The organism is Pseudomonas sp. Pseusp16, from assembly GCF_047324915.1.
In the GTDB taxonomy this organism is placed as follows: Bacteria; Pseudomonadota; Gammaproteobacteria; order Pseudomonadales; family Pseudomonadaceae; genus Aquipseudomonas; species Aquipseudomonas fluorescens_CD.
Genome location: NZ_CP168522.1, coordinates 6,106,697 through 6,133,695 on the forward strand (window position 1 = coordinate 6,106,697; position 26,999 = coordinate 6,133,695).

The window sequence follows — 26,999 nt, forward strand, 5'->3', positions numbered from 1 at the left end:
GGGGCGGTAGCGATCAACGCATCAGGTTGGTCCAGAGACGGTCGGCCAGGCGGATCGCGCCTTCGCCGCAGGTCTTGCTGAACACCACCGGAGTGCCTTCGGGGATGTGCAGTTCCGGCGCATCCTTGAGGCCTGCGTCGAGGAACGGTTCCACTCCCTTGATCGGGCTCTGGTGCTTGAGGAAGTTCTGGGTCATTGCCGCGTTTTCAGGCTGGCTGAGGAACGCAATGAACGCCTTGGCGTTCGCCGGATTCTTGCTGCCGGTCGGGATGACCATGTTGTCGACCCAGGCCAGTACGCCTTCTTTCGGGTACAGGTAGTTCAGGCTCGGTTTCATTTCCCGGGCGCGCATCGACGAACCGCCCCAGAAGGTCGACATGTCGATCTCACCGGACGCCAGGTTTTCGCGGATCGAACCCGCCTTGGAACTGTAGGTCTTGACGAACGGTTTCTGCGCCTTGAGCAGGGTCAGAATCTGCTGCATCTGCTTCGGATCTTCACTGCACAGCGGAATGTTCAAGTACAGGCTGGCCATGTCCACCACATCACTGACCGAGTCGAACATGTTGATTCGCCCTTGCAGCTCGGTCGGTGGCTCGTAAAGCACCTTGAGGGTATCGGCAGGGCCCTTGTAGCGCTCGGTGTTGAGCACCACGCTGGTGGTGCCCCAGATGAACGGCACGGAGTAGGCGCCCTCGGGGTCCCAGGTGGGTTTTTTCAGGTTGTCGACGACGCCGGCATAGTAGGGCTCGTTGACCGGGTCGAAACGCTCCAGCAGCTTTTCCTTGATCAGGATCGGAATGAACTGGTGGGATGGGATCGCCACGTCGTAACCCGCACCGCCCTGTTTCAATTTGGCCAACAGAGTTTCGTTGGAGTCGTAGGAGTCGACGGTGACTTCAATGCCGGTCTGCTTCTGGAACTTGGCGAGGATCTCCGGCGAAAAGTAACCGCTCCAGCTCACCACATTGAGTTTTTCCGCGGCCTGAACGTTGCCGGCCATGGTCAGCGGCAAGGTCAGGAACAACGACGTGCCGATGCTTTTAATCCACTTGCTCATGCTATTTCCCCACAGTGCGTAGAAGGTTCAGGATTTCTTTTTGCCCAGCAGATAAGAAAGGGTGACGAACAGCACCGAGACGCCCAGGATCAGGGTCGACACGGCGTTGACGTCGGGTGTCACGCCCATGCGCAACAGGCCGAAGATGAAGATTGGCAAGGTGGTGGTGCCGGCCTGGGAGACCATCATCGAGATCACGAAGTTATCCAGCGACACGATGAAGGCCAGCATCAGCCCGGAGAAAATCCCCGGCATCAGCAGCGGCAGGGTCACCTTGCGGAAGGTCCGCCACGGGCCGGCATAGAGGTCGGCCGAGGCCTGTTCCAGGGACAGGTCCATGTCGTTCAGGCGTGCCCGTATCGGCAGAAAGGCGAACGGAATGCAGAACACCGTGTGCGCGATGATCAGGTTGCCGTAGCCCAGGGACAGACCGATGGTGGAGAACAGCGCGAGGGTGGCGACGCCGACCACGATTTCCGGCAATACCAGGGGCAGCATGATTGCGCCCATGGACAATTGCAGGCCTTTGAATTTCGCCCCCCGTGACGTGCCGAGGGCGGCGAGGGTGGCGATGGCCGTGGCGACCATGCTGGCGCAGACCGCGATCAACAGGCTGTTGCCGGCCGCCTGGCGCAGGGCCTGGTTGGCGAACGCAGCGCGATACCAGTCGAGGCTGAACCCGGTCCATACCGTTGCCGACTGATTGGCGTTGAACGAGAACGCCACCAGCACCACGATCGGCGCGTAGAGATACAGGTAGAACAGGAAACTGAATCCGCCGAAGCCCGGGAAATCCTGCACACCCAGCGTGTTGCGTTTGAACAGGCCGATCATCACGCACCTCCTTTGGCGATGCGCTGGCGTTCGGCACGCAGGGCATAGACCGTCAGAACCAACATCACCGCTGCCATCAGCACCAGCGACAGGGCTGCGCCGAAGGGCCAGTTACGGGCATCGCTGAACTGCCGGAAGATCAGGTTGCCGAGCATCATTCGCGTGCCGCCGCCCAGCAGTTCCGGGGCGATCATCGCTCCGAGGCAAGGCACGAAGGTGAGGATGGCGCCGGCAAGAATCCCCGGTTTGGCGATAGGCAACACCACCTTGCGCAAAGTACGCACGCGCCCGGCGTAGAGGTCCTGAGCGGCCTCGAGAAGGCGGATGTCCATTTTTTCCAGGGTGGCGTAGATCGGCAGCACCACGAAGGGCGCGTAGGTGTAGACCAGCCCCAGCAGCACCGCGCCGTCGGTGTAAAGCAGTTGCAGCGGCTGATCGATGACCCCGAGCCCCATCAGGCTGTTGTTGATCACCCCGGTGTTACGCAGCAGCAGGATCCACGCATAGGTGCGGATCAACAGGTTCGCCCAGAACGGTACAGTGATCAGAAAGATCAGCAGGCCTCGGCGATGGGCCGGTTGCATGGCCAGCCACACCGCGACCGGAAAGCCGATCAGCAAGGTGATGACGGTGGTCAGTCCGGCGATGCCGATGGAGCGCAAGGCGATGATCAGGTAGGAGTCGGCGAAGGCCAGGCTGTCATCCAGTTGCCGTTCGAACAGCAGCGAGGTGTAGGCGTCGCTGCTGAACACCTTGTTCACCCCGCCGTAGGGGTTGGCTTCCATCAGCGAGTAACCGATGACGATCAGGATCGGCACGATCAGAAACAGGCCGATGGCAATCAGCGCGGGGCTGACACCGAGAAAACTCTGGAAAGCCCGCCGACGTTCCAGGGTATTGGCAATCGGTAAAGCGTGCATGGCAATTCCTCGTGCTCAATCGTGCAGGACGCTGGCGCTACCCTGGTCAAACAACAGGCCGGCCTGGCTTCCCGGTGCGAAGCGTTTGCTCTGGTCGACGCAGTTGGGGGTGCGCACGGTGAGGCGCGAACCGTTGCTCAGGCTGACCTGGTATTGCAGGTCGGTGCCGAGGTAGATCTGCGCTTCGATCCGGCACGGCAAGGCACCGTCGGTATTGCCTGGCACCAGATGCAAACGCTCGGGGCGCACCGACAACGCGACGTTGGCACCGACCCGCACATTGCTGCACGGCTGCGCAGGCAGCGGGTGACCGGCCGGGCCGGCGAACCAGGCCAGGCCATCTTCGACGCGGGTGACGGTGCCTTCGATGAAGTTGGTTTCACCGATGAAGTCCGCGACAAAACGATTGCGCGGGCGCTCGTAGATGTCTTCCGGGCGGCCGACCTGCTGCACTTCGCCTTCGGACAACACGGCGATGCGGTCGGACATGGTCAGGGCTTCTTCCTGGTCGTGGGTGACGAAGATGAAGGTGATGCCGGTACGCGCCTGGATGGTTTTCAGCTCTTCGCGCATGGCCTGGCGCAGCTTGAGGTCCAGGGCCGAGAGCGGTTCGTCGAGCAGCAACACTTTCGGGTGTGGCGCCAATGCACGAGCGAGGGCGACGCGCTGTTGCTGACCACCGGACAGTTGTGCCGGCTTGCGGTTGGCGAAGCGCTCCATCTGCACCAGGGCAAGCATCTCGCGCACCCGTTCGGCCATCTGCGTTTTGTTCAGGATCTTGCCCATCGGGTGGGACTCAAGACCGAAGGCCAGGTTCTCGGCGATGGTCATGTGCGGGAACAGCGCGTAATGCTGGAACACCGTGTTGACCGGACGCTGGAATGGCGGGCGGTCGGCGATGTTTTCGCCGTAGAGCAGAATCTCGCCTTCGGTAGGGAATTCGAACCCGGCGATCATCCGCAGGAGCGTGGTTTTGCCACAGCCCGAAGGGCCGAGAAGGGTGAAGAATTCGTTGTCGCGAATGTCCAGGTCGATGCTTTTGAGCGCCACCGGGCCAGTCTTTGGATCACCGTAGACTTTGCGCACTGAGCGGATGGACACCGCCGGCGTTTGCAGCGAATGCAGGGCATTCATGCGTTACCTCCGATTCCCCCATCGTCCGCGAGCGCTGTAAACAGCGGAGCCGTCGGACCATGGATATTATTTTTCTGGGCAGGATCGAGATTGCGTTCGAGTGTTGTAACCAGCTGTTCTTTTGTTCTGCTGTGGCTCGATTATCAGCGAGGGGTTGCGGGGGCGAAACTTCAATTTTAACATAGGGGCTGTTAAAAAATTTAACAGCACAAGGCGTCCGAAAACCATGCCTGACCACCGTTTGCCGCCGCTCAACGCGGTGCGTGCCTTTGATGCCGCGGCCCGGTTGGGCAGCTATGTCGAAGCCTCCAAAGCCCTGCACGTGACCCAGCCGGCCATCGGCCGCCATGTGAAGCTGCTGGAGGACTGGCTGGGCATCCAACTGTTCGAGCGCACCTCTCGCGGAGTCAACCTGACGGCGGCAGGGGAGAAGTACCACCGCAAGATCAGCGCCGCCCTGCAACTGATCATCGAAGCCGGAAAAGAGGCGCAGCCCAAACACGCCGAGCGCTGGTTGCGCATCATGGTGGTGCCGGGGTTCGCCAAGCGCTGGCTGATGCCACGCATAGAGACCATGCGCCATCTGCGTCCGGGTTTGAAATTCGCCATCGAACCCAATTCGACCTTCACCGAAGTGGATGGCAAAAGCGCTGACCTGGGCATCGTCTACGGGTTGGACGGCCAATATGCCCACTCCCGCACCAGCCTGATTTGTCCTCGGGTGTTTCCGATCTGTTCCCCCGAATATCTGGCCAGCGTCGGGCCCATCGACAGCCCCGCGGACCTGGTGAAACACAACCTGATCCACGTCGATGACGGTGAGTGGTGGAACCTGTGGTTCGCCGCCAACGACCTCGACATGCACCTCAATTCGGACATGCTCTACGTCAACAACGACCACGCGTTGTCGGTGGCCGAGAGCGGGCAGGGCATTGCGCTGGCCAACGAAGTGCTGGTGCGCGAAGAACTCCACAGCGGCAAGTTGGTGCGGGTGGTGGACGCGCAAGTGAAGCTGGAAAGCTATCGGGTGCTCACGCCGTCCACCGAGCTCTCGGCGGACGTGGTGTGGTTTATCGACTGGCTCAAGACCGAGCTGGAGCAGGACTTCCCGGAGGCGGTGATCCGCGCCTGAGCAGCGCTGCCGGATTCAACTCAAGCGGAAGCGCCCGGTGTTGTCGCTGAGGGCCTTGCTGCCGTGGCTCAAGGTGTCCGCTGCCTGGTTCACCGCGCGCGCACCTTCGAGCAAACGCACCGCCGCTTGATCGACCTGCTGGATATTGCCGCTGACCTCGTCGGCGGTACTGGCCTGCTCCTCCACCGCCGTGGCGATTTGCGCCAGGGTATCGGTGACACTTTGCACCGCGCTGGCGATTTCCCCGAGCCGCTCACCCAGGCCTGTCACTGCCTGTGCATCGGATTGCGCCTGACCACAGGCCGCTTCCATCAGGCTCACGGCTTCGTTCACTGTGTTGCGCAAGCTATCGACGGTACCGGCAATCTGCGCAGTCGAAGATTGCGTACGTTGCGACAGGCTGCGCACTTCATCGGCCACTACCGCAAAGCCGCGACCCTGTTCGCCGGCCCGCGCCGCTTCGATTGCAGCGTTTAGCGCCAACAGGTTGGTCTGCTCGGCGACGCCGCGAATGGTGTCGACCACCAACTGGATCTGCTGCCCCTGCTCGCTGACCCGGCCCAGTGCCGCTGCGGTTTCATTCAGGCGTTGGTTGAGTTGCTGGATGCTCGCGGTGGTGCGCTGGCTGTCACGGCTGCTGTCGGCGGCAATGCGCCGGGTGTGCTGGGCGCTCCCGGACGCCTGTTCGCAACTGTGGGCCACCCCTTGTGAGGTGGCGGCCAGTTGCGTCGCAGCCGCGGCGATCTGGCTGATCTGCAACTGCTGGGCTTCGACTTCGCCCAAGGCGTCGCTGGAGTGATGGTTGAGGGTTTGCACGGCGTGGCTCAATTGCAGGGTTTCGTGATCCACCCCTTGCAGGCTGGTGCGCAGTTGCACCACGGCGACGTTCAACGCGGTGCTGATGGCCGCCAGTTCGTCCCGCCCTTGAACCGCTACTTGCAGGCTCAGATTGCCATCGCGCAAGGCCTCGGCCAGTAGCGTGATACCGCTGGCGCTGCGGCGGATCGAGGCCTGCAAACAGATGAACAGATACAGCGCGGCCAACAGCAGGCAGCCCAGCACTGTGGCCACCACAATGAACTGGCGGATCGCCGAGCCGTGGTAGTAATCAAGGCGTTGATCCAGCGACACCAGCGACTGCTGACGCAACGAGGCGAGATCAGAGAGCAGGGCATCGAGACTGCGTTCGAAGTCCTCCGGCTTGAGGTTGATGCTGCCGCCGAACACGCCGTCATCCAGCACCTTCAGGCCGGCGTCCAGGTGCTTGAGGCTGTCATGGTATTGCCCGGCCCAGGTTTGCAGGGCGCCGGGCAGGCGCGCTTCGAGCAGGCCTGCGGTTTTCACCAGCTGCTCGCGCGCATCGCCGATGCGGCTGCGCAAGTCGCGCAGTTGCAAGCGGCTTTGCAGAGTGAACTGCCCGGACACTACCGACGCCTGGCCCACCGCCGCCAGGCGACCGACTCGCTCGATCAGGTCTGGCGCATGTTGGGTGGAGATCTGCGTCAGCAAGTAGGTTTCCAGCCACGGTGCCAGCGTCAGGCGATTGTCCATGGCGATCTGCTCGCGCAAGGCTTGCAGGGCGCTCAAGGCGTTGGTGAAGCGATCGTAGCCATCCGGCCACCAGCCGACATTGCTCAGGCTTTTTGAGTCGAGGCCATCGAGGGCGGTTTGCAGGGCCTGATAACGCGATAGCGTTTCACTCTCGGCAGCTTCTTTTTGCAGGGCATTGCCCAATTCGGCAGTGGCCTGGCTGACGGCGGGTTGAGCTGCATCGAACGCAGCCATCGCCGCGAGGGTGGCCGGCGTTGGCTGACGATTGGTTTCCGTGGCGCGCCACCGGGCGGCGCGATCACGCTGGGCGGCGAGCAGGTCATCCAGCGCATCAAGGGCGAGCAGTTGCCGCACCCCGGCGCGTTCGCCGGAAATCAGGCTGAGTTTGTCGCGATAGTCCTGGCCGATCATCCACAGGCTGCCGGCGAGCGGCAGGATAAACAGCAGAAACAACAGCTGGAATTTGCGTGCAAAGCCGAAACGCCCCAGCAACCCGATCCCCGGTGATAAAAAAGCCTGCATGCCCCATGACTCCTCTGGACACCACGCACCATAGGCGTGCGTCGGAGGTTGTTGCACCGCCGACTCGTGCCCTCTAAAAAGGCCTCGAAAGTTCACCCTTGTCCGCTCTGTAGGCTGACTCTGTGGCGAAACTTCCCATTGTCGGCCCCCTTTGTAAGGAAGCCGCGTTCAAGCAGACAAGTAAGGCAAGATTCAGACCATGGCTATGCGCCATCAACAATGTGGCGATGAAAATCGAAGTCGTTAGCAGGCTAAGGGGATGGCGTTGCTGCACTGAAAAATGGCACATTGGCGCACCTGCCCGTTTGCACCCACCTGTTGTACGGAAAACCCCATGGCTATCAGCAATGCCCAGACCGGTTCAGTGCCGGCGTCCGCTACGCCCCAAAGCAGCCCCCCCCTGGTGATGCGCATCATCGGCGCGGTGGCACTGGCGCATTTGATCAACGACCTGATCCAGTCAGTACTGCCGTCGATCTATCCGATGCTCAAGGCCAACTATGGCCTGACCTTCACCCAGGTCGGCCTGATCACCCTGACGTTCCAGTTGACGGCCTCGCTGTTGCAGCCGTGGGTCGGTTACTACACCGACCGCCATCCCAAGCCGTGGCTACTGCCGGCGGGTACGGTCTGTACCTTGATCGGGATTCTGATGATGTCGGTGGTCGGCAGCTTCCCGTTGATTCTGCTGGCGGCGGGGTTGATCGGCATCGGTTCTTCGACCTTCCATCCCGAAGCGTCCCGCGTGGCGCGCCTGGCTTCAGGCGGGCGCTTCGGGCTGGCGCAATCGACCTTCCAGGTCGGGGGGAACGCAGGCTCGGCGTTCGGCCCGTTACTGGCGGCGGCAATCATCATTCCCTTCGGTCAAGGGCACGTGGCGTGGTTCGGCCTGTTCGCGGTATTTGCGCTGTTCGTGCTCTACCGGATCAGCCGCTGGTACGCCAACCACTTGAGCCTGTTCAAGCTCAAGCAGGGTCAGGCGGCGACTCACGGCCTTTCCAGGGGGCGAGTGATCAGCGCGCTGGTCGTGCTCGGGTTGCTGGTGTTCTCCAAGTATTTCTACATGTCCAGCCTCACCAGCTACTTCACCTTCTACCTGATCGAGAAATTCGACCTGTCGGTCGCCAGTTCACAGTTGCACCTGTTCCTGTTTCTGGGCGCGGTAGCGGCGGGGACATTCTTTGGCGGGCCGATCGGCGACAAGATCGGGCGTAAGGCGGTGATCTGGTTTTCGATCCTCGGCGTTGCACCGTTCACCTTGCTGCTGCCGCATGTCGACCTGTTCTGGACCAGCATTCTCAGCGTGGTCATCGGCTTCATTCTCGCCTCGGCGTTCTCGGCCATCGTGGTGTACGCCCAGGAATTGGTGCCGGGCAATGTCGGGATGATCGCCGGGGTGTTCTTCGGCCTGATGTTCGGCTTCGGCGGGATTGGCGCGGCATTGCTGGGCCATCTGGCGGACATTCACGGCATCGAGTACGTGTACTACCTGTGTTCGTTCCTGCCGTTGTTTGGGGGGTTGGCGATCTTTTTGCCGCGTACCAAAAAGGCCTGAACCAACAACCATCGAGTGTGGGGGCGGTGGTGTGGCCGAAATTTCTGTCGTGTTGCGTCCTGAATATGGTTTACGCCGGTTTCAGGACCTCTAAAAATTCAGCCGTTTCGATAGATATAGCTGTACGCGTTAATCGCCGGTACACCACCGAGATGTGCATAAAGCACCTTCGACCCATCCGGGAAAAACCCCTGGCGGACGAGATCAATGAGGCCTTGCATGGATTTTCCCTCGTAGACCGGGTCCGTCATCATGCCTTCCATGCGAGCGCACAACCGGATGGCTGCATTGGTTTCTTCTGATGGGATGCCGTAGGCCGGATAGGCATATTCTTCTTTAAGGACAACATCGTCAGCTGTGATTTCCTGGCCAAGCCCAATAAGTCTGGCCGTTTGCTGAGCAATGGCCAGCACTTGTGCCCTGGTTTGTTCAGGTGTGGCGGAGGCGTCGATACCAATCACATTGCGGGCACGACCATCCTTGGCAAATCCCACCAACATGCCTGCATGCGTGGAGCCGGTCACAGTGCAGACGATTATGTAATCAAACCTGATCCCCATCCTGGTCTCTTGTTCGCGTACTTCTTCGGCGAAGCCGACATAGCCGAGACCTCCAAATTTGTGCACAGAAGCGCCGGCGGGAATGGCATACGGTTTACCTCCTTTCGCCTTAACATCTTCCAGCGCCCGCTCCCAGCTCTCGCGGATGCCGATATCGAAACCTTCGTCGACGAATTCAATTTCGGCCCCCAGCACGCGGCTCATCAGGATATTCCCAACCCGGTCATAGACCGCATCCGGGAACGGAACCCAGCTTTCTTGAACGAGACGGCACTTCATGCCGAGTTTGGCAGCAACAGCCGCGACCTGGCGCGTGTGGTTTGACTGGACGCCACCGATGGACACCAGCGTATCTGCCTGCGAGGCAATGGCATCGGGAATAATGTATTCCAGCTTTCGGATCTTGTTACCGCCAAACGCGAGCCCGGAGTTGCAATCCTCTCGTTTGGCATAGAGCTCGACATTGCCCCCGAGACACGCCGATAGGCGATTCAGTTTCTCAATCGGCGTAGGGCCGAACATGAGTGGATAGCGTTCAAATTTATCCAGCATGACGGTTCTCCAGATCACGGATGAGCCGTTTTTAGTCTAGCAGAGCACATGTGAGAGGGCTGCGCGCTACCACGATCCCAAAAAGCAAAATCCCCGTATCAGCGAGTGATTACGGGGATTTTCAGTCTATCGGGTTCCGTGTAAATCCACGGTCACCGTTACACGTTGAAGCGGAAGTGCATCACGTCGCCGTCTTTGACGATGTAATCCTTGCCTTCCAGACGCCATTTACCGGCTTCCTTGGTACCGGCTTCGCCCTTGTACTGGATGAAGTCGTTGTAGGCGATCACTTCGGCGCGGATGAAGCCTTTTTCGAAGTCGGTGTGGATCACGCCAGCGGCTTGTGGTGCGGTGGCACCGACGCGGACGGTCCAGGCGCGGACTTCTTCGACACCGGCGGTGAAGTAGGTCTGCAGGTGTAGCATTTCGTAGCCGGCACGGATCACGCGGTTCAGGCCAGGCTCTTCGAGGCCCAGGGCTTCGAGGAACATGTCTTTTTCTTCGCCGTCATCGAGCTCGGCGATTTCCGCTTCGATCTTGTTGCACACCGGAACAACCACGGCGCCTTCTTCTTCGGCGATGGCCCTGACCACGTCCAGGTGCGGGTTGTTTTCGAAACCGTCTTCAGCGACGTTGGCGATGTACATGACCGGTTTGGTGGTCAGCAGGTGGAAGCCCTTGATCACCGCTTTCTCGTCGGTGCCCATGTTCTTCATCAGGCTGCGCGCCGGCTTGCCTTCGGTGAAGTGAGCGATCAGTTGCTCCAGCAGGCCTTTCTGGACCACTGCGTCCTTGTCACCGCCCTTGGCGTTGCGCGCGACTTTCTGCAGTTGTTTCTCGCAGCTGTCGAGGTCGGCGAAAATCAGTTCCAGCTCGATGATTTCGATATCGCGTTTCGGGTCGACGCTGTTGGAGACGTGAATCACGTTCTCGTCTTCGAAGCAGCGGACCACGTGGGCGATGGCATCGGTTTCACGGATGTTGGCCAGGAACTTGTTGCCCAGGCCTTCACCTTTCGACGCGCCGGCAACCAGGCCCGCGATGTCGACGAATTCCATGGTGGTCGGCAGGATGCGCTTTGGATTGACGATGGCCGCCAAGGCTTCCAGACGCGGATCCGGCATCGGCACGATACCGCTGTTCGGCTCGATGGTGCAGAAGGGGAAGTTCTCGGCCGCGATCCCGGATTTGGTCAGGGCGTTGAACAGGGTGGACTTGCCGACGTTAGGCAGGCCGACGATGCCGCAATTGAATCCCATGGTGTTTCCCCTCGGATAAGAGTCAGGCCTTCTGGCTGTGCAGGTTTTTCATCGCGCGGTTCCATTCCCCGGCGAGGATATCCGGCAGCACGCCGAGGGCAAAGTCGATGCTGGCATCGAGTTTTTCCTGTTCGGCGCGTGGCGCACGACCCAGGACGAAATTTGAAACCATACTGGCGACGCCCGGGTGACCGATGCCAAGCCGCAGGCGGTGGAAAGTGTTCTGGTTGCCCAGTTGCGCAATGATGTCGCGCAACCCGTTGTGACCGCCATGGCCGCCGCCCACTTTGAGTTTGGCGACGCCCGGAGGCAGATCGAGTTCGTCGTGTGCCACGAGGATTTCTTCAGGCTTGATGCGGAAGAAACCTGCAAGGGCCGCCACGGCCTGGCCGCTGCGGTTCATGTACGTGGTGGGAATCAGCAGGCGAACATCCTGACCCTGATGCGAATAGCGCCCGGTCAGGCCGAAATATTTGCGGTCCGCCACAAGGTTCACGCCTTGTGCGTTCGCGATGCGCTCAACAAAAAGGGCCCCTGCGTTATGCCGGGTCTGTTCGTATTCAGCGCCTGGATTTCCCAGGCCAACGATCAGTTTGATGGCAGTCACGATAGGGGCCCTTCATTGGAGTGGTGGAAAACATCGCCGCAATCAGGGAGTGCGGCGAAAGTGGACGAAAATTGCTCATTTACCATGATGTAAACTCCGCGTTCTCGCCCGCTTTCTCGCTACGCTCTAGTCCGCGATGTTTCCGGTCACTCCGGCGTACAGAGTAAAATTACTCTGCAGCGCCTTCTGCAGCTTCTGGAGCAACACGTGGAGCGTGGACGTTGGCAACAGCCTTGTCATCGCCGTGTGCCAGAGCAACGAACTCAACGCCTTTAGGAGCTTTGAGGTCGGACAGGTGAATGATCGAACCGATTTCAGCGTTAGCCAGGTCGACTTCGATGAACTCAGGCAGATCTTTCGGCAGGCAGGAAACTTCGATCTCGCCAACAACGTGGGAGATTTCGCCGCCTTTCTTGGTCGGTGCTTCTTCGTTGATGAAGTGCACTGGAACGATAGCGGTCAGTTTCTGGCCAGCGACTACGCGTACGAAGTCAGCGTGCATCACGTGGCCTTTGGCCGGGTGACGCTGCAGGGCTTTGATCACGACGTTCTGCTTGGTGCCACCAACGTTCAGCTCGATGATGTGGCTGTAAGCCGCTTCGTTTTCGAGCAGTTTGGCAACTTCTTTGGCCAGCATGCTGATGGATTCAGGGGCTTTGTCGCCACCGTAAACTACAGCTGGAACCAGGCTTGCGAGACGACGCAGGCGGCGGCTCGCACCTTTCCCCAGGTCGGAACGCACTTCAGCATTCAGAGTAAAATCGTTCATGTTGTATCTCCAAAATAACCACACTCGCCCCAGCGTTTGCGACCAGCGCTAAAGGCGATATGGGCAAAAAAGCCCCGCCCCGACAGGAATGCCGGGGCGGGGCGCTTTTCGTCAACGAGACATTTCGAGAAGGGCAGGGCCCTTAGCGGAACATCGCGCTGATCGATTCTTCATTGCTGATGCGGCGGACCGCCTCGGCAACTACCGGTGCGATATCCAGTTGGCGGATACGCGCACAGGCTTGTGCTGCAGCGGACAGAGGAATGGTGTTAGTCACCACCAACTCGTCCAGCACGGAATTTTCAATGTTTTCGATCGCCCGACCTGACAGTACCGGGTGCGTGCAGTAGGCGAAAACCTTGGCTGCGCCATGCTCTTTCAGGGCCTTGGCCGCGTGGCACAGGGTGCCGGCGGTATCGACCATGTCATCGACCAGAATACAGGTACGCCCTTCGACATCACCGATGATATGCATCACTTCAGAGTGATTGGCTTTCTCACGGCGTTTGTCGATGATCCCGAGATCCACGCCCAGGGATTTGGCAACGGCACGTGCACGCACGACGCCACCAATGTCCGGGGACACGATCATCAGGTTTTCGAAGCGCTGATCTTCGATGTCATCCACCAGAACCGGGGAGCCGTAGATGTTATCTACCGGAATATCGAAGAAACCCTGGATTTGGTCAGCATGCAGATCAACCGTGAGAACACGGTCGATGCCGACTACGGTAAGCATGTCAGCCACGACTTTCGCGCTGATAGCCACACGTGCGGAACGCGGACGGCGATCCTGACGGGCATAACCAAAGTAAGGAATAACAGCAGTGATACGAGTAGCCGAGGAGCGGCGGAAGGCATCAGCCATCACTACCAGTTCCATCAGGTTATCGTTGGTCGGAGCGCAAGTCGGCTGAATAATGAAGACGTCTTTACCGCGGACGTTTTCATTGATCTCGGCTGTAATTTCGCCGTCGGAGAATTTACCGACAGAGATGTCACCGAGAGGGATATGCAGCTGACGTACGACACGCCGAGCCAGATCGGGGTTAGCGTTCCCCGTAAAGACCATCATCTTGGACACGCGCAGTACCTGAAGGCTGAGGGTAACCTGGATGAGTATAGGAAAATGGCAGGGGCGGCTGGATTCGAACCAACGCATGGCAGGATCAAAACCTGCTGCCTTACCGCTTGGCGACGCCCCTGTATCTGTTGCAACGATTACCCTGTAATCGGTTCCTTTAGAGCAGACTTTGCAGCTTGCGATGCAACATCGAAACGTTGCTTCCTTTTGCTACAAACCCTGTAAGGGTCTCTGTAAGAAGGGCCGAGACTTTATCAGCTTCAGCTTTGCTTGGGAAGCCCCCAAACACACAACTTCCAGTTCCGGTGAGTTTTGCTTCGGTAAATTTACCTAACAAATTCAAAGCGTTACGTACCTCTGGATAACGCCTTGTTACCACCGGCAAGCAGTCATTTCGACTGTTTCCCTTGGGAACGGGGCGCACTTTAATGGGAGGAGTGTTACGTGTCAACAACGGATCTGAAAAAATTTCTGCCGTACTTACAGAGACTTGCGGCACCAGCACGAGATACCACGGTTCTTCCGGGTCGACAGGGGTCAGTTTTTCCCCCACGCCCTCGGCGAAAGCCGCGTGGCCACGCACGAAAACCGGGACGTCGGCACCCAGCGTCAATCCCAGGCCAGCCAGGCGATCTTCATCCCAACCCAATTGCCACAGGTGATTGAGGCCGAGCAAAGTCGTTGCGGCATTCGAACTGCCGCCGCCAATGCCGCCGCCCATGGGCAGGATTTTTTCGATCCAGATATCGACGCCCAGCGTGCACCCGGACTGTTCCTGTAGTTTTTTCGCGGCCTTGACGATCAGGTTGCTGTCGTGGGGGACGCCTGCGAATTCGGTGTGCAGTTGAATGACGCCGTCATCGCGCAGGGCATAAGTGATTTCGTCGCCGTAATCGAGAAACTGAAACATCGTTTGCAGTTCGTGGTAGCCGTCTTCGCGGCGACCGAGAATGTGCAGCATCAGGTTGAGTTTGGCCGGAGACGGCAAAGTCAGGCGATTGGCTGGCATGTCACGACCCCAGTTTGCGCGGTTGCCAGGCCTTGATCACCAGTGTGACGTCAAGGTCGGTGCCATGCAGCTTGATTCGCTCGGGCAGCCAGTAGCCGTTTTGCTGGGTGTAGTCGGTGTATTCGACCTGCCAGCCATCCTGTTCGAGGTTGGCCAGGCGACTGTCGGCATCCAGTGTCACGTGGCTTTTGCTGTCCGGAGCCGGAAGCCCGCGGACCCACCACGCCAGGTTGGACACCGGCAACTTCCAGCCCAGTTGCTCTTCGAGCAGCACTTCAGGGTTCGGTGCGTCGTAACGCCCCTGGTTGGCGACTTCCAGCGAAACCTTGCCCGGCCGTCCGGTCAGGCGTGCCGCGCCACGACCCAGCGGGCCGGAGAGGCGAATGTCGTAGTAATCCTGGCGTTGCAGCCAGAACAGCGTGCCGCTGCCCGAGTCTTTCGGGGCGCGGATGCCGATCTTGCCGTCGATCTGCCAGCCATCGAGGCTGGTCAGTTGCTGTTTGTGCTCACGCCATTGGGCTGGATTGCCGTGTCCCTCGACCGATTCGCGGGGACCCAGTCCGGCGCAACCGGCGAGCAGGGCGATAAAACTGAAAACGATGAAATGGCGCAAAAACATAATCTTAAAGAGTCTCTGATCCGGTCAGGCGTTTGATGGTGCCGCGCAGGGTAGGGCTGTCAGGCTGTTCCTTGAGGAACTTGCCCCAGACCTGTCTGGCTTCGCGCTGTTTGCCATTGGCCCACAGGACCTCGCCCAGGTGAGCGGCGACTTCCTGATCGGGGAAGCGATCCAGGGCTTGGCGCAGCAGGCGCTCGGCTTCGTCGAGGTTGCCCATGCGGTAATTCACCCAGCCAAGGCTGTCGAGTACCGCCGGGTCTTCCGGACTGATCTGGTGCGCCTGTTCGATCAGGGCCTTGGCTTCGGCGTAGCGCGTTGTGCGGTCGGACAGGGTGTAGCCGAGGGCGTTCAACGCCATGGCATTGTCCGGGTCGCGCTTGATGATCGTGCGCAGGTCTTTTTCCATCTGCGCCAGGTCATTGCGTTTTTCCGCCTGCATGGCGCGGGTGTAGAGCAGGTTCAAGTCGTCCGGGTATTTCTGCAAGGCCTGTTGCAGAACATTCCAGGCCTTGTCGCCCTGATTGTTGGCGGACAGGGTTTCGACTTCGATCAGGTACAACTGGATGGCGTAATCCGGCTGTTCATCGCGCTCTGCCGCCAGCTTGCGTTGCGCTTCGGCGGTCTTGCCGTTGTTGATCAGGATGTCGGCCTGACGCAATTGCGCCGGCAGGAAGTCGTTGCCCGGGCCAACCTTGGCATATTCGATCAGTGCGCCTTGCGGGTCGTTTTGTTCTTCGGCGATGCGGCCGAGGTTCAGGTGCGCCGAGTCGACATGGCTTTCCCGGGCGATCAGGTCTTCAAGATGACCCTTGGCCTCCTTCCAGTCCTTGGCTTCCAGGCAGACCAGCGCCAGGGAGTAACGCAGTTCGTCGTCTTCCGGGTATTGCTGGACCAGGCTCGAGAACTCGGCCTTGGCGTCGTTCATGCGGTCCTGTTCAACCAGCATGCGTGCGTAAGTCAGGCGCAGGCGCTTGTCGTCCGGGTATTTCTTGATGCTTTTCTGCAGCAGCGGCAGGGCTTCGTCACCGCGATTGAGGGTTTGCAGCAGGCGTGCGCGCAGCAGGATCGGAGCGATTTCGCCGTCATCCGGTGGATTGTTTTCCAGCAGCGTCAGCGCGCCTTTGGCGTCGCCATCCTGTTGCATCAGCAGCGCCTTGCCGAAAATCAGCTGGCTGTTGTTCGGGTGACGCTGCAACAAACGGTCGAAGCTTTTCATCAAGCCGTTGCGGGTGTCCTGGTCGGTGTCGGCCGCGGACAGCGCGAGGAAGTCGAAATGGGTGTCGCCCTTGCCTTGCAGGACTTTCTCCATATAGGCCATGGAGTCGTCATAACGCCCGGCGCGCGCCAGTTGCACGGCGGCTGCGCGTTGCGCTTCGAGGTCGCTGGGGGCGTTCCTGGCCCAGATCAGCGCGGTATCCAGGGCTGCCTGATCGGCGCCCAGGTATTCGGCGATACGGAATGCCCGCTCGGAGATGCCCGGATCCTGGGTGTTGATGGCCTGGGTCACATAATTGTCCAGCGCAATGTCGAAACGATTGCGTTGGCCAGCCAGTTCGGCGCTCAACAGGCTGAAGATGGTTTCCTCGCTGAACGAGCTGTAGACCTTGGGCTTTTCAGGGGCCGGGGTGCTGTCTTCAACCGGCGGCGTACCGTCCGACGAAACGGGTGCCAAGGCCTGGCAGCCGCTGAGGAAGACAAAAGCGAGGAGCAACGCGGAAGATCTATTCATATAGGAAGAGGACGACTAACCTGCGGTCAGATCATCATGACACAAGCTTTCGGCCAAACATAACCGAGCCGCCAATTTACCCGTGTACACCGGGTCCTTGTGTAGGAGCTGGCTTGCCAGCGATGGTCGTTAACGATGACGCGTTTTAACCGCAAAGACGCGGCGCCTGTCGGTCCATCGCTGGCAAGCCAGCTCCTACAAAGGGATGCGAAACAAGAACCGCTCTCAGTATGCGACGACGCCTACCGGGCCAATAGATATCGAGTAGTTGTTCTGACTCCGTCGAAGTAGGACAATTACCGGCTTCACGTCACAATCAGCGACTTTGAATGGCCTTCCTTGCACTCGGTATTAACCACAAGACTGCTTCAGTAGACGTCCGCGAGCGCGTGGCTTTTACCCCTGAGCAACTGGTTGAGGCCTTGCAGCAGCTCTGCCGACTCACCGACAGCCGCGAAGCTGCGATCCTCTCCACCTGCAATCGCAGTGAACTCTATATAGAACAGGATCACCTGTCGGCGGACGTCGTGCTGCACTGGCTGGCCGAATATCATCATTTGAGCTTCGACGAGCTGCGCGCAAGCGCCTATGTGCATGAAGATGATGCGGCAGTTCGTCACATGATGCGGGTGGCTTCCGGGCTCGACTCGCTGGTGTTGGGCGAACCGCAGATTCTCGGCCAGATGAAGTCAGCCTATGCCGTGGCCCGCGAGGCCGGCACTATCGGGCCATTGCTCGGGCGGCTGTTCCAGGCCACGTTCAACGCGGCCAAGCAGGTGCGCACCGACACGGCCATCGGCGAGAACCCGGTATCGGTGGCGTTTGCCGCGGTGAGCCTGGCGAAACAGATTTTCAGCGACTTGCAGCGCAGCCAGGCCTTGTTGATCGGCGCCGGCGAGACCATCACCCTGGTCGCCCGCCATCTGCATGACCTGGGTGTAAAGCGCATCGTGGTCGCCAACCGTACCCTGGAGCGCGCCAGCATTCTGGCCGAACAGTTCGGCGCCCATGCCGTGTTGCTGTCGGATATTCCGGCGGAGCTGGTGCGCAGCGATATCGTCATCAGTTCCACCGCCAGCCAGTTACCGATTCTGGGCAAGGGTGCAGTGGAAAGCGCCTTGAAACTGCGCAAGCACAAACCGATCTTCATGGTGGATATCGCCGTTCCGCGTGACATCGAGCCAGAAGTCGGCGAGTTGGACGATGTTTACCTCTATAGCGTCGACGATCTCCACGAAGTGGTCGCCGAGAACCTCAAGAGCCGCCAGGGCGCAGCCCAGGCTGCCGAAGAGATGGTCTCGGTCGGCGCCGAAGACTTCATGGTCCGCCTGCGTGAATTGGCGGCGGTGGATGTACTCAAGGCCTATCGTCAACAGAGCGAACGCCTGCGCGACGAAGAATTGCAAAAGGCCCAGCGCCTGCTGGCCAACGGCACCAGTGCCGAAGAGGTGCTGGTGCAACTGGCTCGTGGGCTGACCAACAAACTGTTGCACGCACCGAGCGTGCAGTTGAAAAAGCTCTCTGCCGAAGGTCGCCTGGATGCGCTGGCGATGGCCCAGGAACTCTTTGCCCTCGGTGAGGGCTCATCGGATAGCTTTTCGGATAAAAAACCGCAATGAAAGCGTCACTGCTCAATAAGCTGGATATTCTCCAGGATCGTTTCGAGGAATTGACCGCCCTGCTGGGCGACGGCGAGGTCATTTCCGATCAGAACAAGTTCCGCACCTATTCCAAGGAGTACGCGGAAGTTGAACCGGTCGTGAACGCCTATAAACAGCTGCTGAAAGTGCAGGCCGACCTCGAAGGCGCCCAGGCTCTGCTCAAGGACAGCGACCCGGACATGCGTGAAATGGCCGTGGAAGAAGTCCGCGAGGCCAAGGAACGCCTGGTCTCGCTCGAGGCCGACCTGCAGCGCATGCTGCTGCCCAAGGACCCGAACGACGGGCGCAACGTGTTCCTCGAAATCCGTGCCGGCACCGGCGGCGACGAGGCGGCGATTTTCTCCGGCGACCTGTTCCGCATGTATTCGCGCTACGCCGAGCGTCGTGGCTGGCGGGTGGAAATCCTCTCGGAAAACGAGGGTGAGCACGGCGGCTATAAAGAGGTGATTGCCCGGGTCGAAGGCGATAACGTCTACGGCAAGCTGAAATTTGAATCCGGTGCCCACCGCGTGCAGCGGGTGCCGGCGACCGAATCCCAGGGCCGCATCCACACGTCGGCCTGCACCGTGGCGGTATTGCCCGAGCCGGACGAGCAGGAAGCCATCGAGATCAACCCGGCCGACCTGCGCATCGATACCTATCGCTCCTCCGGCGCCGGTGGCCAGCACGTCAACAAGACCGACTCGGCTATTCGTATCACGCACTTGCCGTCCGGCATCGTGGTCGAGTGCCAGGAAGAACGTTCACAGCACAAGAACCGTGCCCGGGCGATGTCCTGGTTGTCGGCCAAGCTGAACGATCAGCAGACCTCGGCCGCGGCCAACGCCATCGCCAGCGAGCGCAAGTTGCTGGTCGGTTCCGGTGATCGCTCCGAGCGCATCCGCACCTACAATTTTGCCCAGGGCCGGGTCACCGACCACCGGGTCAACCTGACCCTGTATTCCCTCGACGAGATCCTTGCCGGCGGCGTCGAGGCGGTGATCGAGCCATTGCTGGCCGAGTACCAGGCCGATCAACTGGCAGCGATAGGTGAGTAAATGACGATCATTGCCAGTTTGTTGCGCGCCGCCGATTTACCCGACTCGCCGACGGCGCGTCTGGATGCCGAATTGCTGCTGGCGGCGGCGTTGGGCAAGTCCCGCAGTTTCCTGCATACCTGGCCGGAACGCATCGTGCCGAGCGAAGCGGCGCTGACGTTCGCCGAGTATTTGCAGCGCCGCCGCAGCGGCGAGCCGGTGGCCTATATCCTCGGCCAGCAAGGTTTCTGGAAGCTGGATCTGGAAGTGGCACCGCACACGCTGATCCCGCGCCCGGACACCGAACTGCTGGTGGAGGCTGCACTGGAGTTGCTGCCGGCCACACCGGCCAAGGTCCTCGACCTGGGCACCGGCAGTGGCGCGATTGCCCTGGCGCTGGCGAGCGAGCGTCCGGCCTGGAGCGTCACTGCCGTGGATCGCGTGCTGGAAGCCGTGGCCCTGGCCGAGCGCAATCGCCAGCGCCTGCATCTGAATAACGCCAAGGTGCTGAGCAGCCATTGGTTCAGCGCCCTGGAAGGTCAGCGTTTTCAACTGATCATCAGCAACCCGCCCTACATTGCAGCGGCCGATCCGCATCTGGTCGAGGGCGATGTGCGCTTTGAACCGGCCAGCGCACTGGTGGCCGGTGTCGACGGGCTCGACGATCTGCGTCTGATCGTCGCCCAGGCACCGGACCATCTCGACGCTGGCGGTTGGCTGATGCTCGAGCATGGTTATGATCAGGCCGAGGCGGTCCGCGATTTGCTGCTGACCCGCGGTTTCGAGGAAGTTCACAGCCGCACCGATCTGGGCGGTCACCAACGCATCAGTCTGGGGCGCCTGCCGTGCTGAATGATCAGGAGTTGCTGCGTTACAGTCGGCAGATTCTGCTGCAACACATCGATATCGACGGCCAGTTGCGCCTCAAGGACAGCCGCGTATTGATCGTCGGCCTCGGTGGCCTCGGCTCGCCGGTGGCGCTGTATCTCGCCGCCGCAGGGGTCGGCGAGTTGCATCTGGCGGACTTCGATACGGTCGACATGACTAACCTGCAGCGCCAGATCATTCACGACACCGACAGCATCGGCATGGGCAAAGTCGATTCGGCGATCAAACGCCTGACGGCGATCAATCCCGAGATACGGTTGATCGCTCATCGTGCGGCGCTGGATGAAGATTCCCTGGCCGCTACTGTCGCCGCCGTGGATCTGGTGCTCGATTGCTCGGACAATTTCGCCACCCGTGAAGCGGTCAACGGCGCTTGTGTGGCCGCCGGCAAACCGCTGGTCAGCGGCGCGGCGATTCGCCTCGAAGGGCAATTGTCGGTGTTCGATCCGCGTCGGCCAGAGAGCCCGTGCTACCACTGTTTATACGGGCACGGCAGCGAAGCCGAACTGACATGCAGCGAAGCCGGGGTGGTCGGGCCGCTGGTGGGGCTGGTCGGCAGTCTGCAAGCGCTTGAAGCGCTGAAGTTGCTGGCCGGATTCGGCGAACCGCTGGTGGGGCGCCTGCTGTTGATCGATGCCTTGGGTACGCGCTTTCGCGAATTGCGGGTCAAGCGTGATCCGGGCTGCAGCGTTTGTGGATCGAAACATGCGTGAGGCGCCAATCGGCGTGTTCGATTCTGGTGTCGGTGGGCTCTCGGTGCTCGCCGAGATCCAGCGCTTGTTGCCCAACGAGACGCTGATGTACGTCGCCGATTGCGGGAATGTTCCCTATGGCGAGAAAACCCCGGAATTCATCCGGCAGCGTTGCAGTGTGATGGCCGATTTTTTTCAGCAGCAGGGCGCCAAGGCTTTGGTGCTGGCCTGCAACACGGCGACGGTGTCCGGCGTCGCCGACTTGCGCCGAGACTATCCCGAATGGCCCATCGTCGGCATGGAGCCAGCAGTCAAGCCGGCCGCCGCCGCAACCCGCTCCGGTGTGGTGGGGGTGCTGGCTACCACCGGCACCTTGCAGAGCGCCAAATTCGCTGCATTGCTCGACCGTTTCGCCGCGGACGTGAAAGTCATTACCCAGCCGTGCCCCGGGCTGGTGGAGCTGATTGAAAACGGCGATCTGCATAGCCCCGAGCTTCGCCAGCTGTTGGCCAGGTATGTCCAGCCGCTGCTGGCCGCCGGCGCGGACACGCTGATTCTCGGCTGCACCCATTACCCCTTTCTCAAGCCGATGCTCCGGCAGATGATCCCCGAGGACATCAGCCTGATCGACACCGGTGCCGCCGTCGCACGGCAACTCCAGCGGCTTTTGGCCGAAGGCGAACTGCTCGCCGAAGGGCCTACCCGTGAGGCGCAGTTCTGGACCAGCGCCGATCCGCAGCATTTCAGAAATATATTGCCGAAACTGTGGAATAGCTGTGGCGTTGTGCGAAGCTTCAACAGGTAAAAGATTGACCGGGGGAATACGAAAAATCGGGTGAGCTTCTGATTGATCGCTGACTTCTACAGCGTTGCAGGGCTGGGCAACAAAAAAATCATACGAAATCGTTCGGAAAAGGAAGTTTCTCGTGAAGCGACTATTCTGTTTGGCCGCGATTGCGGCCGCATTAATGGGGCACACCTTTACTGCGCAGGCGGCAGGTGTGGAGTTCGCGGTTGGTCAGACCAGCGATTCGACCATGACGTATCGACTGGGCATGCAATTCGATTGGGACCAGAGCTGGTGGCAGAGTGACGTCGGTCGCATGACCGGCTACTGGAGCGGTGCCTACACCTATTGGGAAGGCGACAAGACCTCAAGCAACAACAGCCTGTCGTTCTCTCCGGTGTTCGTTTACGAGTTTGCCGGCCAGAACGTCAAACCGTTCGTTGAAGCTGGCATTGGCGTGGCGGTGTTCTCCCATACCCGACTCGAAGACAACAACATCGGCGGTGCTTTCCAGTTTGAAGACCGGCTCGGTTTTGGCCTGCGCTTCAACGGTGGCCATGAAGTCGGGATCCGCGCAACGCACTATTCCAACGCCGGGCTCGCCAGTTCCAACGACGGTGTAGAAAGCTACTCGCTGCATTACACGTTGCCGTTGTAAGACACGACGCTGTACTAAATGTGGGAGCGGGCTTGCTCGCGAAAGCAGTGGATCAGTCGACACTGTAATTGACTGATCTGACGCTTTCGTCGGATCGCCGCCCGGAGACAAGCCCGCTCCCACATTTGTATTTGGGTGACTTCAAACTAGCGATACGCCGTCGAAATCCCCTGGCGTTCGTCGATGCACTCCGGTGCACCCATCTCGAACTCCCGGCAGATCAGCGGGCGTTTTTCGTAGATGGTGCACATCATCGAGTTGCGATCCAGTGCGGCACACCAGCCGTCGTCCAGACGCAGCATGACTTCCCCGCCCCAATCATCGGTATCGATGAACCGTTCAGGCACACCCGTATCGGTGATCAGCATGACTTCGAGCTGGCAGCAGCAGGCTGCGCAGGTCGAACACGTGACCGCGGGTTCCGCGATTTGCGTATGGGGGATGGTATTCATGGCGCGCAGTGTAAGGCAGTCACCGGGTGCTGTGTGAAAGGTCGGACGGACGCAGGTCCGCCCCCGAAACTCCCCTTCCGATGATGGCGATTTTCACGGTTGATCCTTGAACGGCGGCTGGCTGCGCACCATGCGTTTACCTATCTCCAGTTTCACATGGTCCGGCAGTCTGGAGAGCGGCCACAGGGTAGCCATGAACGCTGCCGGGAAAGCGATTTCCAGCGGGCGGTCCTTGAGCTTTTCGAAGATGTACCGTGCGGCTTTCGCCACCGGCCAGCTCAAGGGCATGGAGAAGTCGTCTTTCGTCGTCAGCAGCGTTTCAACAAAACCGGGGCTGATCACCGTGACTTCTATGCCTTCGGGAGCCAGGTCGATGCGCAGGGATTCGAACAAATGACGCAACCCGGCCTTCGAGGCGCCGCAGGCTTCTGCCTTGGGCAGCGGCAGGTAAGTCACCGCACTGGCCATGGGCACCATATGCGGTGCGGTGCCAGCCCGTAGCAAAGGCAGGGCAGCCTCGATGCAATAGCTGCTGGCCAACAGGTTGGTGCGCACCACGTGCTCGACAATCGACGCATCGAACTGCCTGGCGTCCACGTACTCGCAGGTGCCGGCGTTGAGTATCACGGTGTCCAGCGAACCCCAATCCTCGGCAATTTGCTCGCCGATTTCGCGCACGGTCTGGCTATTGGTCAGGTCTCCGGCGACCACCAGCACTTGTCCCGGATAACGTTGCGACAAGACTTTCAGTGGCGCAACTGACCTTGAGCTTACCGCCAGGTGCGCGCCGGTTTTCAGGATTTTCTCGGCCAGCGCGGCACCAATACCGCTGCTGGCGCCGGTCAGCCAATAACGGCGAGGAGGTGTACGACTCATCCCAAGCTCCTTTTCAGCCAGGCAACAGCCCGGTCCGCTAAATGTTGCAGGTTGTCTTTGTCGAGCGCCATGAACTGCCGGCATACGGCTGCAGGAAACTACTCACAGGCACTCCCGGCCAGTTCGGCGGACAGTTGCCGTGACGGCAGATTCTTGAATGCGGCCAAGGCGCGTGTACGCGAAGCATTCAGGTCGACGATCGGTGACGGGTAATCCACAACACTGAAAAGGCCGCCGAGACTGGCGGGGTTGTGCACGTCTTTTTTACTCAGCCCCGCCAGCTCCGGTAGCCAGTGTTTGATGAACAGGCCTTCGGGGTCGAATTTTTCCGACTGGCTCAACGGGTTGAAAATCCGGAAATAAGGCGCCGAGTCGGTACCGGTGGAGGAACTCCATTGCCAGCCACCATTGTTCGCCGCCAGGTCACCATCGATCAGGTGTCGCATGAAAAAGCGTTCGCCTTCGCGCCAGTCGATCAGCAGGTTCTTGGTCAGGAACATCGCCACCACCATACGCAGGCGGTTGTGCATCCAGCCGGTAGCCAGCAGTTGGCGCATGGCGGCGTCGATGATCGGCAAACCGGTACGCGCCTGTTGCCAGGCGGCCAGTTCTTCGGGGGCATCGCGCCAGGCCAGCGCTTCGGTTTCCGGGCGAAACGCGCGGTGCCGGGACACCCGTGGGTAGCCCACCAGGATGTGTTTGTAGAACTCGCGCCACAGCAGTTCGTTGATCCAGGTGACGGCGCCGGTCTTGCCGCTTTCGAACTCACCCTGATTGCTGTTCAAGGCGGCGTGCAGGCATTGGCGGGGAGAAATCACTCCGGCGGCGAGATAGGCCGAGAGCTGACTGGTGCCGGGTTTTGCCGGGAAGTCGCGCTCGTTATGGTAATGGTCGATCTGTGCATCGCTGAAGCTGTCGAGGCGCTGCCGGGCTTGGGCTTCGCCCGCCGGCCACAGGCTGCGCAGGTTATCACCGGGCGTCGTAAAACCCTCGACACTCAAGGGGATCGCATCGCTGGCAATGTTCAGCGGCGCTTGCCTGTGTGGTGCGCGGACCAGGCTGGGCAGCGAGTGGTGCAAGCGTTCGTAGCAGACTTTGCGGAACTGGCTGAAGACCTGAAAGTAAGTGCCGGTCCGGGTCAGCACACTCCCGGGCTTGAACAGCAATTGATCGAGGTAGCGGTGAACTTCGATGCCTTCGGCCCCGAGTGTCCTGGCGACCGCCGCATCGCGACGGGTTTCATGGATGCCGTACTCTTCGTTGAGGTACACCGCGTCGATCTGCCATTGCCGGCACAGATTCAGCAACACGGCTGGCGCATCCTCCCAGCGCGGTGCCCGGCGGACCAGCAGGGGAATGTTCAGTTGACCCAGTTCGCGGCTCAATTCGCGCAGGTTACGCAGCCAGAAGTCCACTTTGCAGGGCGCGTCGTCGTGTTCCAGCCATTGTTCCGGACTCAGCAGATACACGGCCACGCACGGCCCGCGGGCCGCGGCGGCCGAGAGGGCGGTGTTGTCGTGCAGGCGCAAGTCGCTGCGCAACCAGATCAATTGCATGTTGGTATCCACGCGATTCATTTAAATCAGCCCGCGCTGAATGAGTGCCTGATGTGCCGACAATGGATCTTCGGCCAGGTACAAATCAGCGATCTCGGGAGTACTTGCGGACAACTCGGCGTGGTGGATGCATACCGTTGGTCCGGCAATCATTCTTGGGCAACTGATGCCTTTGAAAAGTTTCGGCAGTTGCGCCAGGTTCATGGCCTTGCTGGAGTACAGCAGAACCCCGCGGGGTCGCAGCAGCTCGACCGCCAGTGCCAGTTCACCGACAGGCAGTGGCCCGTCGAAGACCTCCACCGGGCAATCGGCACTGCTGATCAGCCAGGCCGTTAGCCACAGCTGAGGCTCCATGGGCAAGTCCGAGTGGTTGATCAACAGCAGTGGTGCGCTGCGCAACTGACGATTGTTATGGTAGATGCGTGCGCCGAACTTGCTGCGCAACCAGGCACAAAAAAAGACTCGCTCCATCTGCGCCCCGAACTGGCTTTGCCAGCGTAGCTCCAGAGCGGCCAGCAGGGGCATCAGCAATTGCTCGCACAGGGTTCGCGGCGGATACAGCGCCATCGCCTGATTGACGCTGTCATCCAGGGCGCGTTCCTGTAATCCGCTGACCGCCTGCAGCAACGTTTGCAGCAAGGCGTGCCAATCGTTGTCGACGGACTCGCTGAAGGCTTGCGGCGTATCGAGCAATTGCTTGACCTGGCTGACGGCAACGCCACGGTTGAGCCAGGTGAGGATGGTCAGGATGCGTTGTACATGGTCGGCCGAAAACAACCGGTGCCCCTTGGGCGTGCGTTGCGGCACGATCAGGCCGTAGCGCCGCTCCCATGCGCGCAAGGTCACGGCATTGACGCCGGTTTGCCGCGCCACTTCACGGATCGGCAGCCAACCTTCGTCCAGCGCCTTGTTAAAGTCATCGCCGAGGTCATCGCGGGCGCTGGTGTCGGGTGCTTTTTTCATTGGATGGCGTTTCGCAGGCTGAGGTCTTCCGGGGGCGGTTGCAGGTAAACCTGCTGTGCGATGTACGGATCGGGGTGTCGGTTAAAGTGATGTTTGAGCAGTGTCAACGGCACCACCAACGGCACGATGCCCAGGCGATACTGGCTGATCACGTGTTGCAACTCCTGCTTGTCTTCGCGGCTGATGGCCTGTTTCAGGTAGCCACTGAGGTGTTGCAGGACATTGGCATGAGTGCCGCGGGTGGCGCACTTTTTCAGGGCCGCCATCAGTTCAATGAAATAGCGCGCGCCAAGCTCCTTCGGATCGGTATGGCCCATGTTGCCCAGCAGGTTGCCGAGCACTTTGTATTGCTGTGGATTGTGCGCCATCAACAGGTATTTGTAGCGCGAGTGAAAGTCCGTGAGACCGCGCCGGGTCAGGCCTTCCTGGCACAGCCGCTGCCAGGCGCTGCAGGCGAATACGCGAGTGAGGAAGTTTTCCCGCAGCTCCGGATCGTTGAGCCGGCCGTCTTCCTTCACCGGCAAATCCGGGTGCAGCAGGCAGGCGCTGATGGC

General features: G+C 60.1%; 25 protein-coding genes, 1 tRNA gene and 1 pseudogene. 8 read left to right on the plus strand and 19 right to left on the minus strand.

What is annotated here, in order from left to right; translation table 11 throughout:
• Window positions 1-13: 13 nt before the first annotated feature.
• From ACEN8Q_RS27775 to ACEN8Q_RS27790, 4 genes are read right to left on the minus strand one after another with little or no spacing between them, the layout of a single operon-like run.
• A complete protein-coding gene (locus ACEN8Q_RS27775) occupies window positions 14-1,060 on the minus strand; it encodes an extracellular solute-binding protein (protein WP_413704019.1) in 1,047 nt (348 codons plus the stop codon).
• 27 nt (window positions 1,061-1,087) lie between these two features.
• Entirely contained in the window at window positions 1,088-1,894 is an 807-nt protein-coding gene (locus tag ACEN8Q_RS27780) for an ABC transporter permease (protein WP_008016604.1), read from the minus strand.
• Window positions 1,894-2,814, minus strand: a complete 921-nt coding sequence (locus ACEN8Q_RS27785) for an ABC transporter permease (RefSeq protein WP_108228443.1) — start codon at window positions 2,812-2,814, stop codon at window positions 1,894-1,896. The genes ACEN8Q_RS27780 and ACEN8Q_RS27785 overlap by 1 nt, the downstream gene beginning before the upstream one ends.
• A gap of 15 nt (window positions 2,815-2,829) precedes the next feature.
• The gene (locus ACEN8Q_RS27790) at window positions 2,830-3,948 is read right to left on the minus strand and encodes an ABC transporter ATP-binding protein (RefSeq protein WP_413704020.1); all 1,119 of its coding nucleotides are present in this window, start codon (window positions 3,946-3,948) and stop codon (window positions 2,830-2,832) included.
• A 226-nt stretch (window positions 3,949-4,174) separates the two neighbouring features.
• Here ACEN8Q_RS27790 and ACEN8Q_RS27795 point away from each other — a divergent pair, with 226 nt between their 5' ends.
• On the plus strand, window positions 4,175-5,080 hold the full coding sequence (locus ACEN8Q_RS27795; RefSeq protein WP_413427035.1) for a LysR substrate-binding domain-containing protein: 906 nt from the start codon (window positions 4,175-4,177) through the stop codon (window positions 5,078-5,080).
• Between the two features lie 15 nt (window positions 5,081-5,095).
• On the opposite strand, the gene ACEN8Q_RS27800 is transcribed toward ACEN8Q_RS27795, so the two are convergent.
• Window positions 5,096-7,153 carry a methyl-accepting chemotaxis protein gene (locus ACEN8Q_RS27800; RefSeq protein WP_413427037.1) on the minus strand — a complete coding sequence of 686 codons (2,058 nt, stop codon included), beginning with the start codon at window positions 7,151-7,153 and terminating at the stop codon, window positions 5,096-5,098.
• Window positions 7,154-7,487: 334 nt separating this feature from the next.
• Here ACEN8Q_RS27800 and ACEN8Q_RS27805 point away from each other — a divergent pair, with 334 nt between their 5' ends.
• The gene (locus ACEN8Q_RS27805) at window positions 7,488-8,708 is read left to right on the plus strand and encodes an MFS transporter (RefSeq protein WP_413704021.1); all 1,221 of its coding nucleotides are present in this window, start codon (window positions 7,488-7,490) and stop codon (window positions 8,706-8,708) included.
• 98 nt (window positions 8,709-8,806) lie between these two features.
• Here the strand turns inward: ACEN8Q_RS27805 and ACEN8Q_RS27810 are convergent, their stop codons facing one another.
• The 9 genes from ACEN8Q_RS27810 to ACEN8Q_RS27850 form a co-directional block, all read right to left on the minus strand.
• Window positions 8,807-9,820 carry a 1-aminocyclopropane-1-carboxylate deaminase gene (locus ACEN8Q_RS27810; protein ID WP_413704022.1) on the minus strand — a complete coding sequence of 338 codons (1,014 nt, stop codon included), beginning with the start codon at window positions 9,818-9,820 and terminating at the stop codon, window positions 8,807-8,809.
• Between the two features lie 158 nt (window positions 9,821-9,978).
• Entirely contained in the window at window positions 9,979-11,079 is a 1,101-nt protein-coding gene (gene ychF, locus ACEN8Q_RS27815) for a redox-regulated ATPase YchF (RefSeq protein ID WP_223501897.1), read from the minus strand.
• Window positions 11,080-11,101: 22 nt separating this feature from the next.
• Entirely contained in the window at window positions 11,102-11,686 is a 585-nt protein-coding gene (pth, locus tag ACEN8Q_RS27820; protein WP_007973893.1) for an aminoacyl-tRNA hydrolase, read from the minus strand.
• Window positions 11,687-11,855: 169 nt separating this feature from the next.
• A complete protein-coding gene (locus tag ACEN8Q_RS27825; protein WP_008016617.1) occupies window positions 11,856-12,455 on the minus strand; it encodes a 50S ribosomal protein L25/general stress protein Ctc in 600 nt (199 codons plus the stop codon).
• A gap of 142 nt (window positions 12,456-12,597) precedes the next feature.
• The gene (locus ACEN8Q_RS27830) at window positions 12,598-13,539 is read right to left on the minus strand and encodes a ribose-phosphate pyrophosphokinase (RefSeq protein WP_003171603.1); all 942 of its coding nucleotides are present in this window, start codon (window positions 13,537-13,539) and stop codon (window positions 12,598-12,600) included.
• Between the two features lie 46 nt (window positions 13,540-13,585).
• A tRNA-Gln gene (locus ACEN8Q_RS27835) sits at window positions 13,586-13,660 on the minus strand.
• 36 nt (window positions 13,661-13,696) lie between these two features.
• Window positions 13,697-14,548: a 4-(cytidine 5'-diphospho)-2-C-methyl-D-erythritol kinase gene (gene ispE / locus ACEN8Q_RS27840; protein WP_413427043.1), complete on the minus strand. Its 852-nt coding sequence runs from the start codon at window positions 14,546-14,548 to the stop codon at window positions 13,697-13,699.
• Between the two features lies 1 nt (window position 14,549).
• Complete coding sequence (lolB, locus tag ACEN8Q_RS27845; protein ID WP_413427045.1) at window positions 14,550-15,167, minus strand: lipoprotein insertase outer membrane protein LolB; 618 nt, start codon at window positions 15,165-15,167, stop codon at window positions 14,550-14,552.
• A 4-nt stretch (window positions 15,168-15,171) separates the two neighbouring features.
• Entirely contained in the window at window positions 15,172-16,896 is a 1,725-nt protein-coding gene (locus tag ACEN8Q_RS27850) for a tetratricopeptide repeat protein (RefSeq protein WP_413427047.1), read from the minus strand.
• A 329-nt stretch (window positions 16,897-17,225) separates the two neighbouring features.
• Between ACEN8Q_RS27850 and hemA the strand changes: the two genes are divergently transcribed.
• The 6 genes from hemA (at window position 17,226) to ACEN8Q_RS27880 (ending at window position 22,598) form a co-directional block, all read left to right on the plus strand.
• Window positions 17,226-18,515, plus strand: coding sequence for a glutamyl-tRNA reductase (gene hemA, locus ACEN8Q_RS27855; RefSeq protein ID WP_008016623.1), 1,290 nt, complete (start codon window positions 17,226-17,228; stop codon window positions 18,513-18,515).
• Window positions 18,512-19,594, plus strand: coding sequence for a peptide chain release factor 1 (gene prfA / locus ACEN8Q_RS27860; protein WP_413427049.1), 1,083 nt, complete (start codon window positions 18,512-18,514; stop codon window positions 19,592-19,594). Before hemA ends, prfA begins: the two co-directional genes overlap by 4 nt.
• Window positions 19,595-20,425: a peptide chain release factor N(5)-glutamine methyltransferase gene (prmC, locus tag ACEN8Q_RS27865; protein WP_007973878.1), complete on the plus strand. Its 831-nt coding sequence runs from the start codon at window positions 19,595-19,597 to the stop codon at window positions 20,423-20,425.
• On the plus strand, window positions 20,419-21,174 hold the full coding sequence (locus tag ACEN8Q_RS27870; protein WP_413427051.1) for a molybdopterin-synthase adenylyltransferase MoeB: 756 nt from the start codon (window positions 20,419-20,421) through the stop codon (window positions 21,172-21,174). The genes prmC and ACEN8Q_RS27870 overlap by 7 nt, the downstream gene beginning before the upstream one ends.
• Complete coding sequence (murI, locus tag ACEN8Q_RS27875; RefSeq protein ID WP_413704023.1) at window positions 21,167-21,958, plus strand: glutamate racemase; 792 nt, start codon at window positions 21,167-21,169, stop codon at window positions 21,956-21,958. The genes ACEN8Q_RS27870 and murI overlap by 8 nt, the downstream gene beginning before the upstream one ends.
• Window positions 21,959-22,079: 121 nt before the next feature.
• Window positions 22,080-22,598 carry an acyloxyacyl hydrolase gene (locus tag ACEN8Q_RS27880; RefSeq protein ID WP_413427055.1) on the plus strand — a complete coding sequence of 173 codons (519 nt, stop codon included), beginning with the start codon at window positions 22,080-22,082 and terminating at the stop codon, window positions 22,596-22,598.
• 146 nt (window positions 22,599-22,744) lie between these two features.
• On the opposite strand, the gene ACEN8Q_RS27885 is transcribed toward ACEN8Q_RS27880, so the two are convergent.
• The 5 genes and pseudogenes from ACEN8Q_RS27885 to ACEN8Q_RS27905 form a co-directional block, all read right to left on the minus strand.
• Entirely contained in the window at window positions 22,745-23,050 is a 306-nt protein-coding gene (locus ACEN8Q_RS27885; protein WP_008016637.1) for a YkgJ family cysteine cluster protein, read from the minus strand.
• 93 nt (window positions 23,051-23,143) lie between these two features.
• Window positions 23,144-23,926 carry an SDR family NAD(P)-dependent oxidoreductase gene (locus ACEN8Q_RS27890; protein ID WP_413704024.1) on the minus strand — a complete coding sequence of 261 codons (783 nt, stop codon included), beginning with the start codon at window positions 23,924-23,926 and terminating at the stop codon, window positions 23,144-23,146.
• Window positions 23,927-24,024: 98 nt separating this feature from the next.
• Window positions 24,025-25,482, minus strand: a complete 1,458-nt coding sequence (gene phrB, locus ACEN8Q_RS27895) for a deoxyribodipyrimidine photo-lyase (protein WP_413704025.1) — start codon at window positions 25,480-25,482, stop codon at window positions 24,025-24,027.
• Window positions 25,483-25,503: 21 nt separating this feature from the next.
• Entirely contained in the window at window positions 25,504-26,445 is a 942-nt protein-coding gene (locus ACEN8Q_RS27900) for a MerR family transcriptional regulator (protein WP_413427061.1), read from the minus strand.
• Window positions 26,442-26,987, minus strand: a pseudogene (locus ACEN8Q_RS27905) (YbgA family protein); the annotation flags it as partial. The pseudogene ACEN8Q_RS27905 and the gene ACEN8Q_RS27900, both read right to left, overlap by 4 nt.
• Window positions 26,988-26,999: the final 12 nt, after the last annotated feature.

Coding starts and splice junctions, on each gene's coding strand:
- ispE (WP_413427043.1), bottom strand. CDS start 14,548: ATGCCAGCCAATCGCCTGACTTTGCCGTCTCCGGCCAAACTCAACCTG.
- ACEN8Q_RS27800 (WP_413427037.1), bottom strand. CDS start 7,153: ATGCAGGCTTTTTTATCACCGGGGATCGGGTTGCTGGGGCGTTTCGGC.
- ACEN8Q_RS27785 (WP_108228443.1), bottom strand. CDS start 2,814: ATGCACGCTTTACCGATTGCCAATACCCTGGAACGTCGGCGGGCTTTC.
- lolB (WP_413427045.1), bottom strand. CDS start 15,167: ATGTTTTTGCGCCATTTCATCGTTTTCAGTTTTATCGCCCTGCTCGCC.
- ACEN8Q_RS27790 (WP_413704020.1), bottom strand. CDS start 3,948: ATGAATGCCCTGCATTCGCTGCAAACGCCGGCGGTGTCCATCCGCTCA.
- ychF (WP_223501897.1), bottom strand. CDS start 11,079: ATGGGATTCAATTGCGGCATCGTCGGCCTGCCTAACGTCGGCAAGTCC.
- hemA (WP_008016623.1), top strand. CDS start 17,226: ATGGCCTTCCTTGCACTCGGTATTAACCACAAGACTGCTTCAGTAGAC.
- ACEN8Q_RS27775 (WP_413704019.1), bottom strand. CDS start 1,060: ATGAGCAAGTGGATTAAAAGCATCGGCACGTCGTTGTTCCTGACCTTG.
- ACEN8Q_RS27795 (WP_413427035.1), top strand. CDS start 4,175: ATGCCTGACCACCGTTTGCCGCCGCTCAACGCGGTGCGTGCCTTTGAT.
- ACEN8Q_RS27825 (WP_008016617.1), bottom strand. CDS start 12,455: ATGAACGATTTTACTCTGAATGCTGAAGTGCGTTCCGACCTGGGGAAA.
- ACEN8Q_RS27805 (WP_413704021.1), top strand. CDS start 7,488: ATGGCTATCAGCAATGCCCAGACCGGTTCAGTGCCGGCGTCCGCTACG.
- ACEN8Q_RS27900 (WP_413427061.1), bottom strand. CDS start 26,445: ATGAAAAAAGCACCCGACACCAGCGCCCGCGATGACCTCGGCGATGAC.
- murI (WP_413704023.1), top strand. CDS start 21,167: ATGCGTGAGGCGCCAATCGGCGTGTTCGATTCTGGTGTCGGTGGGCTC.
- prmC (WP_007973878.1), top strand. CDS start 19,595: ATGACGATCATTGCCAGTTTGTTGCGCGCCGCCGATTTACCCGACTCG.
- ACEN8Q_RS27885 (WP_008016637.1), bottom strand. CDS start 23,050: ATGAATACCATCCCCCATACGCAAATCGCGGAACCCGCGGTCACGTGT.
- ACEN8Q_RS27850 (WP_413427047.1), bottom strand. CDS start 16,896: ATGAATAGATCTTCCGCGTTGCTCCTCGCTTTTGTCTTCCTCAGCGGC.
- phrB (WP_413704025.1), bottom strand. CDS start 25,482: ATGCAATTGATCTGGTTGCGCAGCGACTTGCGCCTGCACGACAACACC.
- ACEN8Q_RS27810 (WP_413704022.1), bottom strand. CDS start 9,820: ATGCTGGATAAATTTGAACGCTATCCACTCATGTTCGGCCCTACGCCG.
- ACEN8Q_RS27780 (WP_008016604.1), bottom strand. CDS start 1,894: ATGATCGGCCTGTTCAAACGCAACACGCTGGGTGTGCAGGATTTCCCG.
- ACEN8Q_RS27890 (WP_413704024.1), bottom strand. CDS start 23,926: ATGAGTCGTACACCTCCTCGCCGTTATTGGCTGACCGGCGCCAGCAGC.
- prfA (WP_413427049.1), top strand. CDS start 18,512: ATGAAAGCGTCACTGCTCAATAAGCTGGATATTCTCCAGGATCGTTTC.